This is a genomic window from Rhizobacter sp. P5_A1, from assembly GCF_056400745.1.
Window position 1 is genome coordinate 61085 of the sequence record NZ_JBFUKR010000012.1, and the last position, 12135, is coordinate 73219.

At 69.4% G+C, this 12135-nt stretch carries 13 protein-coding genes; 6 read left to right on the forward strand and 7 right to left on the reverse strand.

Annotated elements, in window-relative coordinates; all coding sequences use genetic code 11:
* Positions 1–2: 2 nt before the first annotated feature.
* The 4 genes from AC1DTW_RS14950 to AC1DTW_RS14965 form a co-directional block, all read right to left on the reverse strand.
* A complete protein-coding gene (locus tag AC1DTW_RS14950) occupies positions 3–1394 on the reverse strand; it encodes a formimidoylglutamate deiminase (RefSeq protein WP_477982001.1) in 1392 nt (463 codons plus the stop codon).
* A complete protein-coding gene (locus tag AC1DTW_RS14955) occupies positions 1391–1975 on the reverse strand; it encodes a HutD/Ves family protein (RefSeq protein WP_477982002.1) in 585 nt (194 codons plus the stop codon). Before AC1DTW_RS14955 ends, AC1DTW_RS14950 begins: the two co-directional genes overlap by 4 nt.
* Positions 1972–3708: a urocanate hydratase gene (gene hutU, locus AC1DTW_RS14960; protein WP_477982003.1), complete on the reverse strand. Its 1737-nt coding sequence runs from the start codon at positions 3706–3708 to the stop codon at positions 1972–1974. The genes AC1DTW_RS14955 and hutU overlap by 4 nt, the downstream gene beginning before the upstream one ends.
* Before the next feature lie 102 nt (positions 3709–3810).
* Positions 3811–4758, reverse strand: a complete 948-nt coding sequence (locus AC1DTW_RS14965; RefSeq protein WP_477982004.1) for a LysR family transcriptional regulator — start codon at positions 4756–4758, stop codon at positions 3811–3813.
* A 116-nt stretch (positions 4759–4874) separates the two neighbouring features.
* Between AC1DTW_RS14965 and AC1DTW_RS14970 the strand changes: the two genes are divergently transcribed.
* The gene (locus AC1DTW_RS14970; RefSeq protein ID WP_477982005.1) at positions 4875–5114 is read left to right on the forward strand and encodes a hypothetical protein; all 240 of its coding nucleotides are present in this window, start codon (positions 4875–4877) and stop codon (positions 5112–5114) included.
* Between the two features lie 40 nt (positions 5115–5154).
* Positions 5155–5400: a hypothetical protein gene (locus AC1DTW_RS14975; RefSeq protein ID WP_477982006.1), complete on the forward strand. Its 246-nt coding sequence runs from the start codon at positions 5155–5157 to the stop codon at positions 5398–5400.
* A 69-nt stretch (positions 5401–5469) separates the two neighbouring features.
* On the opposite strand, the gene AC1DTW_RS14980 is transcribed toward AC1DTW_RS14975, so the two are convergent.
* Positions 5470–7374: a phosphoenolpyruvate carboxykinase (GTP) gene (locus AC1DTW_RS14980; protein ID WP_477982007.1), complete on the reverse strand. Its 1905-nt coding sequence runs from the start codon at positions 7372–7374 to the stop codon at positions 5470–5472.
* Between the two features lie 337 nt (positions 7375–7711).
* On the opposite strand from AC1DTW_RS14980, the gene AC1DTW_RS14985 reads away from it, so the two are divergent.
* The 3 genes from AC1DTW_RS14985 to AC1DTW_RS14995 all read left to right on the forward strand — a co-directional run bounded on the left by AC1DTW_RS14985 (position 7712) and on the right by AC1DTW_RS14995 (position 10183).
* On the forward strand, positions 7712–8527 hold the full coding sequence (locus AC1DTW_RS14985; protein WP_477982008.1) for a substrate-binding domain-containing protein: 816 nt from the start codon (positions 7712–7714) through the stop codon (positions 8525–8527).
* Positions 8528–8741: 214 nt separating this feature from the next.
* The gene (gene lysM, locus AC1DTW_RS14990; protein ID WP_477982009.1) at positions 8742–9218 is read left to right on the forward strand and encodes a peptidoglycan-binding protein LysM; all 477 of its coding nucleotides are present in this window, start codon (positions 8742–8744) and stop codon (positions 9216–9218) included.
* A gap of 113 nt (positions 9219–9331) precedes the next feature.
* On the forward strand, positions 9332–10183 hold the full coding sequence (locus AC1DTW_RS14995; protein ID WP_477982010.1) for a 23S rRNA (adenine(2030)-N(6))-methyltransferase RlmJ: 852 nt from the start codon (positions 9332–9334) through the stop codon (positions 10181–10183).
* A 26-nt stretch (positions 10184–10209) separates the two neighbouring features.
* On the opposite strand, the gene AC1DTW_RS15000 is transcribed toward AC1DTW_RS14995, so the two are convergent.
* Together AC1DTW_RS15000 and AC1DTW_RS15005 are read right to left on the reverse strand one after the other, a co-directional pair.
* The gene (locus AC1DTW_RS15000; RefSeq protein WP_477982011.1) at positions 10210–10770 is read right to left on the reverse strand and encodes an SRPBCC family protein; all 561 of its coding nucleotides are present in this window, start codon (positions 10768–10770) and stop codon (positions 10210–10212) included.
* Positions 10771–10795: 25 nt separating this feature from the next.
* Positions 10796–11548 carry a helix-turn-helix domain-containing protein gene (locus AC1DTW_RS15005; protein ID WP_477982012.1) on the reverse strand — a complete coding sequence of 251 codons (753 nt, stop codon included), beginning with the start codon at positions 11546–11548 and terminating at the stop codon, positions 10796–10798.
* 134 nt (positions 11549–11682) lie between these two features.
* Between AC1DTW_RS15005 and AC1DTW_RS15010 the strand changes: the two genes are divergently transcribed.
* Positions 11683–12135: a YiaA/YiaB family inner membrane protein gene (locus AC1DTW_RS15010; RefSeq protein WP_477982014.1), complete on the forward strand. Its 453-nt coding sequence runs from the start codon at positions 11683–11685 to the stop codon at positions 12133–12135.

Below are 12135 nucleotides of genomic sequence, written 5' to 3' on the forward strand. Positions count from 1 at the left end.
CGTCAGACCTCGCCCAGCAAGGCGTTGCGCGCCGCGACGAAGCGCTCGCCGGCGACGCGCGCGAGCGCGTGCTCGCCGCCGTGCACCCGCTGGATGCCGCCGACCCACACGTCGCGCACCGCGCTGGCGCGCTGGTTCGCGAACACGTGGCTCGCGAGCGCCTGCGCCGGCGCCAGGCCGGCCAGCAGGCCACCGCCGTCGAGCACGATGAAATCGGCCTGCTCGCCGACCGCGAGGCCGCGAATCGAGCGGCCGCTCGCGCGCGCGCCGCCGCTGACGGCGCCGAGCCAGAGGCGGTCGCCGACGTGGCGCTGCGTGTCGCTCGCCAGCAGGTTGCGCTGCTGGCGCGCGAGGCGTTGCGTGTACTCGAGCAGGCGCAGTTCCTCGGCCGGGTCGACGCTGGCGTGGCTGTCGGAGCCGATGCCCCACGCGCCGCCGGCGGCGAGGTACGCGGCGGCGTCGAACACGCCGTCCCCGAGGTTCGCCTCGGTGCTCGGGCACAGTCCGGCGACCGCGCCGCTCGCGGCGAGGGCGAGGCGTTCCGCGTCGGTCACGTGGGTCGCGTGCACCAGGCACCAGCGCGCATCGACCGGCGCGTTCGCGAGCAGCCAGTCGACCGGGCGCTGGCCGCTCCACGCGACGCAGTCGTCGACCTCCTGCTGCTGCTCGGCGATGTGGATGTGGACCGGCGCGTCCGCGTCGATCGCGCGCAGGCCGGCGACGAGCTCGTGCAACGCGCGATGCCCGACGGCGCGCAGCGAATGCGGCGCGACGCCGACGCGGGCCACGCCTTCCGCGCGCAGGCGCTGCACGATGTCGAGCAGCGCGTCGGTGTCGTTGACGAAGCGCCGCTGGTCGGCGCGCGGCGGCTGACCGCCGAAGCCGGCCTGCTGGTACAGCACCGGCAGCAGCGTCAGGCCGATGCCGGCGCGGCGCGCCGCGGCAAGCAGGCGCAGCGCCATTTCGGCCGGGTCGGCATACGGTCGACCGTGCGGGTCGTGGTGCAGATAGTGGAACTCGCAGACCGAGGTGTAGCCGGCGCGCAGCATCTCGACATAGAGCTGCGTCGCGATCGCTTCGAGCTGTTCGGGCGAGACCGCGTTCGCGACGCGGTACATCAGGTCGCGCCAGGTCCAGAAGCTGTTCGCGCCGCCGGTGGCGTGTCCGCGGTATTCGGACAGGCCGGCAAACGCGCGCTGGAACGCATGCGAGTGCAGGTTCGGCAGGCCCGGGACCAGAACGCCGGCGGCGCGTGGCGTCGCGGCAGGCGCGGTCGTCCGCGGAGTCACCCCGGTCAGCGCGCCGTTTTCGTCCCAGCGCAGCAGCACGTCGGGCGCCCAGCCTTCGGGCAGCAGTGCGTGGGCGGCGAAGAGGCTGCGCGTCTCGGGGCTCATGGTCGGCGATCGTGACACAGGCGCACGAACAGCAGGGCTGCCGCGCCGGCGATCGGCTCGACGTGCAAGGCGTCGACGGGCTCGCACCAGAGCAGCGCCTGCATCGGGCCGAGCATCAGCGGCGGCGCTTCGGCCGCGACCGACCAGCTGCCGCTGCGGCACAGCAGCAGCGTGACATCGCCGCCGCGCAGCGCCGCGGCGCTGCGGTGGCGCCTCAGCTCGCTGCGGAACACGCCGCGCCGCGTCATCACGTTGAAGTCGCTGCTCGGGCCGTCGAGCAGCGTCGCATCGAGCGCGAGGTCGCCCGGGAAGTGCCACGGCGCGAGCGGCTCGGCGAGCACGTGCTCGATCGCGCCGTCGGGCGAGCGCAGCCGCATCCCGGCGCCACGCCACAGCGCGATGCAGCGGTCGATGCCGGGGAAGGCCGAGAAAGCCGCGTCGCGCTCGACCTCGGCCAGGCTGATGCGCCAGTCGAAGTCCGCCCGGCTCGCGTCGCCGAACGCGATTTCGCGCGTCAAGCCGGCGCCGTTCTTCCACAGCTGCGGCGCGATCGCCGGCAGATCGATGCGCTGCGGGCTCACGTCGAGATCATCGGCAGGTTCAGCTTCTGTTCGCGCGCGGTCTGGACGGCCAGGTCGTAGCCGGCATCGGCGTGCCGCATCACGCCCGAGCCGCTGTCGTTGACGAGCACGCGCGCGAGGCGCTTGGCCGCGGCCGCGCTGCCGTCGGCGACGATCACCATGCCGGCGTGTTGCGAGTAGCCCATGCCGACGCCGCCGCCGTGGTGCAGCGAGACCCAGGTCGCGCCGCCGGCGACGTTCAGCAGCGCGTTCAGCAGTGGCCAGTCGGAGACGGCATCTGTGCCGTCGCGCATCGCTTCGGTCTCGCGGTTCGGGCTCGCGACCGAACCGGTGTCGAGGTGATCGCGGCCGATCACGATCGGCGCCTTCAGCTCGCCGCTCGCGACCATCTCGTTGAAGGCCAGCCCCGCCAGATGGCGCTCGCCGAGGCCGAGCCAGCAGATGCGCGCCGGCAGGCCCTGGAACGCGATGCGCTCGCCGGCCATGTCGAGCCAGCGGTGCACGTGCGCGTTGTGCGGGAACAGCTGCTTGATCTTCGCGTCGGTCTTGCGGATGTCTTCCGGGTCGCCGGACAGCGCGACCCAGCGGAACGGGCCCTTGCCCTCGCAGAACAGCGGCCGGATGTAGGCCGGCACGAAGCCGGGGAAGTCGAACGCGTTCTTCACGCCTTCGTCGAACGCGACCTGGCGGATGTTGTTGCCGTAGTCGACGGTCGGCACGCCCATCGCCTGGAACAGCAGCATCGCCTTGACATGCTCGGCGCAACTCTTCGCGGCCGCGGCCTTCAGTTCGGCGTGCCGCGACGAGTCGGCGGCCGCTGCCCGCCATTCCTCGACCGACCAGCCGAGCGGCAGGTAACCGTGGATCAGGTCGTGCGCCGAGGTCTGGTCGGTCACCAGCGCGGGCCGGTTGCCCGCGCCGTTCTTGAAGTGCTCGGCCAGCGCCGGCAGGATGCGCGCGGCATTGCCGAGCAACGCGATCGACACCGCCTTCTTCTCGGCCGTGTATCTCGCGATGCGAGCGAGTGCGTCGTCCAGATCGGTGGCCTGCTCGTCGACGTAGCGGGTGCGCAGCCGGAAGTCGATGCTGGCCTGTCGACACTCGATGTTCAACGAAACCGCGCCGGCGAAGGTCGCCGCCAGGGGCTGCGCGCCGCCCATGCCGCCGAGACCGGCGGTGAGGATCCACTTCCCGGCGAGGTCGCCGCCGTAGTGCTGGCGGCCCGCCTCGGCGAAGGTCTCGTAGGTGCCCTGCACGATGCCCTGCGTGCCGATGTAGATCCACGATCCAGCAGTCATTTGGCCGTACATGAAAAGGCCCTGGCGGTCGAGCTCATGAAAGTGTTCCCAGGTGGCCCATTTCGGTACGAGGTTGGAATTCGCGAGCAGCACGCGCGGCGCGTCGGCGTGGGTCTTGAACACGCCGACCGGCTTGCCCGACTGAATCAGCAGCGACTCGTCGTCCTCGAGCACGCGCAGGCATTCAAGGATCCTGTCGAAGCAGGCCCAGTCGCGCGCCGCGCGGCCGATGCCGCCGTAGACGACGAGCTCTTCGGGGCGCTCGGCGACTTCGGGGTCGAGGTTGTTCTGCAGCATCCGGAACGCCGCTTCGGTCAGCCACGACTTGCAGTGCAACGTGCTGCCGTGCGGCGCGCGCACGATGCGGCCGGGGGCGGAACGGGCGCCGCGGCGCGCGGCGTCGGCGACGGTGTTGAGGTCGGTGCTGGAATTCATCGGGCGCGTCGCTTTCATGCTGGGAAGGCCAAGTGGTCTAGACCACTTGGTGAGCATGCGGGAAGACGCGCGCGGCGTCAACCGGGCGCGGCCGGACGAGGCTCACACGGCCTGCTGCGACGCCGCTTCGAGGAGCCGCGCGCGCAGCCACTGGTGGCTGCTGACGCGGTCGTGGCGCTGGTGCCAGAGCATCGCGACGTGCAGCCCGGCGAGGTGGAAGGGCAGCGGGCGCGTGACGACCTGCTCGCGATAGCCGGTCGCACCGACGAAATACGCCGGCAGGACGGTCAACAGGTTGCTGTTCGCGACGACGCGGCCGGCCGTGAAGTACTGGTTCACGGTCAGCACGATACGGCGCTTGCGGTTCAGCGCCGCGAGCGCCTGGTCGGCCAGGCCATACGGGCGGCCGGCGAAATTGACCAGCAGGTGGTCGGCGGCGCAGTAAGCGTCGAGGCTCAGTTCGCCTTCGGCGAGCGGGTGACCTTCGCGCATCACGCAGACGTACTCGCTGTCGTGCAACCGGGCGTGGCGCAGCGGCGAATCGGCGCCCTGGCCGGTCAGGGCCGAGACGGTCTCGGGGAAGTAGCCGATCGCGAGGTCGGCGTCGCCACGTTCGAGCATCGGGGCCGGGTCGCGCGTCTGCAGCGGCAGCACGCGCACGCTGGCGAGCGCCTGGCCGTGTTCGATCTGCTGCACCAATGGCGGCATGAACAGCGCCGCGGTGGCGTCGGCCATCGCGATGCGGAAGGTCGCCGCATCGGTCTGTGGATTGAATTCGCCCGGCGACAACGCGGCCCGCAAGTGGCCCAGCGCCGCCCGCACCTCGGGCCACAAGGCCTCGGCGCGCGGCGTCGGCTTGACGCCCGAGGCGGCTCTTGTGAGCAAGTCCTCACCTACTGAATCCTTCAGGCGCTTCAACGCATTGCTGACTGCAGGTTGGGTGATCGACAGGCGCTCGGCGGCGCGCGTCAAGTTGCGCTCGGCCATCACGACGTCGAAAACCCGAAGCAGGTTCAGGTCGAGGGTGCGGAAGTTCAGGGCGGAAGCCATCGTCATGCGCCACGGTGATACCGGCGATTCATAAGATTGATTGGTGAATTATGCGGGTTAACCCTAATCTTCGGGGCATCCGGAGCTTCGGCCCCGCCGCTTCAAGGAGATTTCGCATGAACACCGCTGTCACATCACTGCCGTCGGGCTCCGCAGCTCAGGCCGCCGTCTCGGCTGGCGCAGGGTTGACCCGTTGGTTGCGTCGCGCCGCGAACGGCCTGTGGGATGTCCTCGAGGCCTCGGGCCGCGCCCGCGCCCAGCGCCATCTGATGGCGTTTGCCGACCAATGCGAAGCGCTTCAGCCCGAACTGGCCAAGGAGCTTCGCGCCGCCAGCCGCCAAGGGCCCCTGGCCTGAAGCCGCCGATCACTCAACCGATTCAAGCAAGGAACACACCATGACCACCGCCATCCTGCACGCCCAAGTGCAACGCAGCCGTTTCGCCCAGCATGCCCTCGCGACGCTGGCCAGCCTGATCCCTGCCAGCCTGCGCGCGCCGGCGGCTCGCAGCGCGTCCGAATCGGCGGCGCTCGAAGCCCAGAAGGTTCGCCGCCTGGCCTACAGCTACTCGAAGACCGACCCCGGCTTTGCCGCCGACCTGTACGCTGCGGCCGCCCGTCACGAAGGCCAGCACGCCGACTGAGCGCCGGACACCCGGAAACGCGAAAGGCCGGCGATTGCCGGCCTTTCCGTCAGGGCCCGACCGCGACGCTCAGGCCGCGAGCCGCTTCTCGAGCGCCGCCCGTGTGGCGGTCATCTCGGCTGGCAGGTGATAGTCGAGCTGCTGGAACAGCTCCGCGTGCAGGCCGATCTCGGTCTTCCAGGCGCCGAGCTCGATGCTGGTGACCTGGTCGAACTGCGCTGGCGTGAAATCGAGGCCATTCCAGTTCAGATCGCCGTAGCGCGGCGTCGTGCCGAACGCGTTCTCACTACCCTTTGCGCGACCCTCGACGCGTCCGATCATCCACTGCAGCACGCGCATGTTCTCGCCGTAGCCCGGCCAGACGAACTTGCCATCGGGCCCCTTGCGGAACCAGTTGACGCAGTAGATCTTCGGCAGCTTGGCGCCCGAGGCCTCGAGCGTCTTGCCGAGATCGAGCCAGTGCTGGAAGTAGTCGCTCATGTTGTAGCCGACGAACGGGAGCATCGCGAACGGGTCGCGCCGGACGACGCCCTGCGCGCCGGCCGCGGCCGCGGTCGTCTCCGAGCCCATCGTCGCGGCCATGTAGACGCCTTCGACCCAGTTGCGCGCCTCGGTGACGAGGGGGACGGTCGTCGAGCGCCGGCCGCCGAAGATGAACGCGCTGATCGGCACGCCGGCCGGGTTGTCCCAGTCGGGATCGAGCGCCGGGTTGTTCGTCGCGGCCACCGTGAAGCGCGAGTTCGGGTGCGCGGCGGGCCGGGGCTTGCCGCCGGTGCCGGTTTCCTTTGCGAGCGCGGGCGTCCAGTCCTTGCCCTGCCAGTCGAGCAGGTGCGCGGGCGGCGTCTCGGTCAGGCCTTCCCACCAGACATCGCCGTCGTCGGTCAGCGCGACGTTCGTGAAGATCACGTCGCGCTTCAGGCTGGCCATGCAGTTGAGGTTGGTCAGGTCGTTGGTGCCGGGTGCGACGCCGAAATAGCCAGCCTCGGGGTTGATCGCATACAGGCGACCGTCGGCGCCGGGCTTGATCCAGGCGATGTCGTCGCCGATCGTCGTGACCTTCCAGTCGGCCAGACCGGCGGGCGGGATCAGCATCGAGAAATTGGTCTTGCCGCAGGCGCTCGGGAACGCCGCAGCGACGTAGTGCTTGCTGCCCTCGGGCGAGGTCACGCCGAGGATCAGCATGTGCTCGGCGAGCCAGCCCGGGTTGCCGGCAGCGCCCTGCGACGCCAGCCGGCCCATGTTGGACGCGATGCGCAGCGCGAAGCACTTCTTGCCGAGCAGCGCGTTTCCGCCGTAGCCCGAGCCGTAGCTCCAGATCTCCTGGGTCTCGGGGTAGTGGACGATGTACTTGGTCTCGTTGCAGGGCCAGCTCACATCCTTCTGCCCCGGCTGCAGCGGCGCGCCGACGCTGTGCATGCAGGGCACGAAGCGACCGTCGGTGCCGAGCTCGGCCAGCACCTTCGCGCCCATGCGCGTCATCACCTTCATGTTGACGGCGACATACGCGCTGTCGGAGAGCTCGACGCCGATGTGCGCGATCGGGGAGCCCAACGGGCCCATCGAGAACGGCACGACGTACATCGTGCGGCCGCGCATCGCACCACGGAACAGCGCGTTCGGCCCGGTCTGCAGCAGCTGGCGCATCTCGGCCGGCGCCATCCAGTTGTTGGTCGGGCCGGCATCTTCCTTGCGCTCCGAACAGATGAACGTGCGGTCTTCGACCCGCGCGACGTCGCTCGGGCTGCTGCAGGCGAGGTAGCTGTTCGGACGCAGCTCCGGGTTCAGCTTCTTGAAGGTACCCGCGGCGACGAGCTGGCCGCACAGGCGGTCGTACTCGGCGGTGCTGCCGTCGCACCAGTGGACGCCGGCGGCCTCGGTCAGCGTGGCCATCTCGGCCACCCAGGCGATCAGTTTGGCGTGGCGCAAGTTGGCGGGAACGTTCAGCGCGAGCCCTTCCATCACGGGACGATTCATGGCGGATCCAATCAGTGAAGTCAAAAAAAGCGGGATTGGGCAAATCCGCCGCGCCCGGTTCTCGGGTCTGGCGGGCTTGCCCAATGCCGCTGGGCGCTGGGTCGCAACCTTCTGGGTTACAGCCGGTTTCAGGCGGTGGGCCTGGTCGGATCGACGCGCCCCCTGCACAGTTCCTTGGATCGATTGTCGGGTCAGTGTAATGGCCTCGTAACCACCGGGATCCGGGGCGTTATGCGGTTTCTGTATGGGGTCATGCGTGCAATTTCTGACGCTTCCGGCGCCCGCGGCGCACGCAGCGGGGGGCGTCGCGCACGGCCCTGACGGCAATAATGCGCCGATGATCTCGCGCCGCCATCTGTTGTCCATGCCGCTGGCCACGCTGTTGCCGGCTTCGGCGCTGCAGGCGCAGCAGCGGCGCTCGTTGGCCGACCCGATGCGGCTCGGCGTCGATACCGCGCTGTTCGACGCCGGCCTGGCAAAGGCCTTGCAGCAAGGCTTCGGGCGCGACACCGGCGTGGCCGTCAAGCTCGTCAGCGCGCCGGCGCTGCCGCTGCTCGATGCGCTCGACCGTGGGGAATTCGATGCCGCGTTGACGAACGTCCCCGAGGCCGAGATCAGGCGCGAACAGCAAGGCCTCGCGCACGACCGCCACGCGATCGCCAGCGGCGACTTCGTGCTTGTCGGCCCGGCGCCGCGCGGCAAGGCCAAGGACCCGGCCGGTATCAAAGGCCTGGCCAGCGCCACCGACGCGCTGATCCAGCTGCGCAACGCGGCGCTCGCACTGCCCGACGCGGTCGTGTTCGCATCGGCCGCCGACGGCTCGGGCACGCACGTGCTCGAGCAGGCCTTGTGGCGTGGCGCGAAGGTCGGCCCGGCGGCGCCGTGGTACGTGGCGGCCGACGCGCGGTCAAGCCTGATTGCGCAGGCCCGCGAGCGTGGTGCCTACGCGCTGGTCGAGCGCGGCGCGTGGGCCGCGCAGGGCGGCGCGCCGCTCGCGGTGCTGGTCGAAGGTGATCCGCAACTGGTCGAGGCCGTGCACGTGATGCGGGCGTTTCGCGTCAGCCACCCGGCAGGCAAGCTGTTCGTCGCCTGGATCGCGGGGCCGAAGGGCCAGCGCGTCGTCGCGGCGCACCGCGGCTACCGCGTCGGCTGAGGCCGCATCGCCGGCGCGCGAGCCCGCTTTTCGGCACTCCGTCGCGCGCGCGTCGCGCCGGGCCGACGCTGGGCGCGACCTTCATGGCGCCTGTTACACCGGCATTCGTTGGGGATGTCGCCGGCCGTGCGGCCTCGCTACATTGCGTGAGCGCTGGCCCGGGTGCGTTGCATCCCGCGCTGTCGTTCATTGACCTCACCACGGAAGCAAGCTCATGAGCCTCATCAGTTTCATCAAGGACGCCGGCGAAAAACTCTTCGGTCACAAGACACCCGCGCCCGACGCGCCGGCGGTCGACGTCGATGCGGCGAACAAGACCGCGGCCGATGCGATCGCCGCCTACGTCGGCACGCAGAATCTGAAGGTCGACGCGCTGGACATCGCCTTCGACGGCGCGACCGGCACCGTTTCGGTCGCCGGCGAAGCGCCCGACCAGGCCACCCGGGAAAAGGTCATCCTGTGCTGCGGCAACGTCGCCGGCGTGACGCAGGTCGACGATGCAATGACGGTCGCGGAACCGGCCGACGCGTCGCGCTGGTATACGGTGGTGCGCGGTGACACGCTGTCGGCGATCGCGAAGAACCAGTACGGCAACGCGAACGAGTACCCGAAGATCTTCGAGGCGAACAAGCCGATGCTCTCGAGCCCGGACAAGATCTACCCGGGGCAGGTGCTGCGCATCCCCGCGTGACCGCGCGGCGCGGCGAATGACGAACGGGCGGTCGCGAGACCGCCCGTTTTGCGTTCCGAGCACGGTGTCGCACCGGCTACAGTGCCGGGCTGATTTCACCGACACTTGGCACCATGCTCGCCTACCGACACGCCTTTCACGCGGGCAACCACGCCGACGTCCTCAAGCACACCGTGCTGACGCTCGTGCTGCGTTACATGAACCAGAAGGACAAGCCGTACCGGCTCGTCGACACCCACGCCGGGGCCGGTGGCTATTCGCTGGAGGGCCGCTTCGCGCAGAAGAAGGGCGAGTTCGAGCAGGGCATCCTGCGCCTCTGGGACCGCGACGACCTGCCCGAGGCGGTCGCTGACTACGTGCAACTGGTGCGCCGATTCAATCCCGATGGCCGACTCGAGCAATACCCGGGCTCGCCGGCCTTCGCGCAGATGCTGCTGCGCGCGCAGGATCAGTTGCGGATGTTCGAGCTGCACCCGACCGACCACCGCATCCTGCAGTCCTACATCGGCGAGCTCAAGGGTGCCGAGGTCTACGACACCGACGGCTTCGACGGCCTGAAGAGCCAGGTGCCGCCGCTGTTGTCGGGTTCGCGCCGCGGCGTGGTGCTGATGGACCCGAGCTACGAGGGCCACAAGGACTACGGGCGTGTGATCGCTTCGCTGCGCGAGGCGATCGGCCGCTTCGCCGAAGGCGTCTACCTGGTCTGGTACCCGCAGGTCAGCAAGCTCGAGGCGGCGCAGCTGCCCAAGCGCCTGGAGGCGCTCGCGCCGAAAGGCTGGCTGCACGCGCGGCTGACGGTGCAGCAGCCGGACCAGCAAGGCTTCGGCCTCGCCGGCAGCGGCATGTTCGTCATCAACCCGCCGTTCACTTTGCACGACGAGCTGCTGAAGGTGCTGCCCTACCTGACCGACACGCTCGGTCAGTACGACGGCGCGAACTACCTGCTGGAGCAGCGCCCCGGCTGATGACAGCCCCTGGGCGCCTGCGGCGCCTACCTGGCCGGCGCCGCGTGCATGCGGCGAAGCTGCTCGCGCCAGTCGCTCCAGTCTTGCGGGCCCGTTTCGTGGCGCTTCTTCAGGTTGGCGAGCACGTTGCCCCAGGCGCGGTCGAAATAGGCGAAGGTCTTGTCCCATTCGCCGCCGTCGCCCCAGCCGACGTGGTGCAGCGTCACGCGCGTCGTCTTGCCGTCGACATCGAACAGCCGCACGACGACGAAGGTGCGCTGCTGCCGCGCCTGCGGCAAGGAGGGCGGTGCGTTCCAGTCGAAGCTGAGCATCTTCATCGGCTGCAGCGCCATGAAGCGCATGTCGTCGGCGCCTTTCAGGCCGGGCTCGCCGTAGGGATCGATGTGGATGTGGAATGCACCGCCGACGCGCGGCTCGATCTCGGCCTCGGGCGCGAAGAAGGACTCGATACCGGCCTTCGTCGTCCAGTCCTGCCAGACCGCCTCGACCGGCGCGGCAACGACAAGCTCCTTGTCGATCGCCCGTTCGGCGGCATGGCTCGCGAGCGTGGACGTCAGCAGGCTGGCAACGATGATGGCGTGGCGCATGTCGAAGGTTCCTCCCGCCGCGATCCTAGCCGCCGACCGGTGCCGGCGCACGCTTCAGATCGCGGAACGCCGCGAACAGCCACGAGCGCATCCCGACGACCAGCGTGTACGGCCGCTTGTGCTCGGCGCCGAGCTTCTGGTCGGCCAGGTGCTGCTGCGCGAAATCCTGACCGACGCGCTGGAGCCGCTCGACGAAGTTGGCCGCCTGCGCGGTGCTGATCTGGCCGTGCACCAGCATCAGGGTCTCGCCCTCGCCGTCGAAGCCGCCGCTGTAGTAGTCGTCGGCGACGTGCTCGCGGAAGTACGCCATCACCGGTCCGTGCGGCCGCCACCGAAAGCCCTTCGCGACCTTCAGCCGGTAGCGGTTCAGCGGCCGCAGCTCGATGAAGCCGAGCCGGTCGAGCTGCAGCAGGTAGCGCACGCACTCGGCGTCGCTGATCGCGTAGGTCGCGACCATCTGCTCGAAGGTCCATTGGCTGACGCAGCAGATCGCCAGCAGCATCAGCTTGCGGTCGGCGACAACGGCGCGCTCCTGTTCGAGCGTGAGCTCGCGGCGCAGCGGCTGCGCGTCGGCGATCTTGCGCGCGAGCTCGGCGAAGTCCATCTTCAGCACGCGCAGCACCTCGTCGATGCGCGACAGTGGCATGTCGGCCTTCGCGAAGATGCGCTTGATGCTCGATTCGGCCATGCCGAGCTGTGCGGCGAGGTCCGCGTAGGTGATGCCGGCGGCCTTCAGCTCGGCCTTCAGCGCGGTGACCAGATCGTGCGTGGTGCTCACAGGAAGTCCTCCAGAAAGTAGCGTCAGAAGATACCAGAGGGGTGAGCGACCGCGACCCTCCTTCGGGTGATTGATACCGTCGGGCACGCGGCCGAACATGCGCTCGTGTTCAACAACCGATCGAGAGACCCGTCATGCAAGCCCCCATGATCCGCAAAGACACGCGCGCCTGGCGCCTCCAGGTCTGGGTCTCGTTCGGCCTCGCGGTCCTGCTCTGCGGCACCGGGCTCGCCTACCTGCCAGGCGCCGATCTGGACCGCGCGTTCATGGTGATGGGCTACATGTTCTGTCTGTCGACCGCGTTCGCGCTCGCCAAATACGTGCGCGACAACGAGTTGCGCAAGACCGATACGCCGATGTGGGGCGCGGTCGTCTGGGGCGGCTTCATGCTGGCGATGGGGCTGACGGCCTGGGGCCTGTGGCGCATGGACGTGAACCCGACCTACAAGGCGTTCCTCGGCGTCGGCTGGCTGTTCCTGATCTCGACCGTGTTCACGCTGGCGAAGACGCTGCGCGATGCGCACGAGGCCGCGCTGGCCGAGGCGCGCCTGCAAGGTATCGCGATGCGCGACGCCGATCAGCGCTGA

Excerpts from the sequence above, each read along its gene's own strand:
- AC1DTW_RS14965 (WP_477982004.1), bottom strand. The coding sequence starts at position 4,758 with ATGGCTTCCGCCCTGAACTTCCGCACCCTCGACCTGAACCTGCTTCGG.
- AC1DTW_RS14995 (WP_477982010.1), top strand. The coding sequence starts at position 9,332 with ATGCTCGCCTACCGACACGCCTTTCACGCGGGCAACCACGCCGACGTC.
- AC1DTW_RS15000 (WP_477982011.1), bottom strand. The coding sequence starts at position 10,770 with ATGCGCCACGCCATCATCGTTGCCAGCCTGCTGACGTCCACGCTCGCG.
- AC1DTW_RS15010 (WP_477982014.1), top strand. The coding sequence starts at position 11,683 with ATGCAAGCCCCCATGATCCGCAAAGACACGCGCGCCTGGCGCCTCCAG.
- lysM (WP_477982009.1), top strand. The coding sequence starts at position 8,742 with ATGAGCCTCATCAGTTTCATCAAGGACGCCGGCGAAAAACTCTTCGGT.
- AC1DTW_RS14980 (WP_477982007.1), bottom strand. The coding sequence starts at position 7,374 with ATGAATCGTCCCGTGATGGAAGGGCTCGCGCTGAACGTTCCCGCCAAC.
- AC1DTW_RS14975 (WP_477982006.1), top strand. The coding sequence starts at position 5,155 with ATGACCACCGCCATCCTGCACGCCCAAGTGCAACGCAGCCGTTTCGCC.
- AC1DTW_RS14950 (WP_477982001.1), bottom strand. The coding sequence starts at position 1,394 with ATGAGCCCCGAGACGCGCAGCCTCTTCGCCGCCCACGCACTGCTGCCC.
- hutU (WP_477982003.1), bottom strand. The coding sequence starts at position 3,708 with ATGAATTCCAGCACCGACCTCAACACCGTCGCCGACGCCGCGCGCCGC.
- AC1DTW_RS14970 (WP_477982005.1), top strand. The coding sequence starts at position 4,875 with ATGAACACCGCTGTCACATCACTGCCGTCGGGCTCCGCAGCTCAGGCC.
- AC1DTW_RS14985 (WP_477982008.1), top strand. The coding sequence starts at position 7,712 with ATGATCTCGCGCCGCCATCTGTTGTCCATGCCGCTGGCCACGCTGTTG.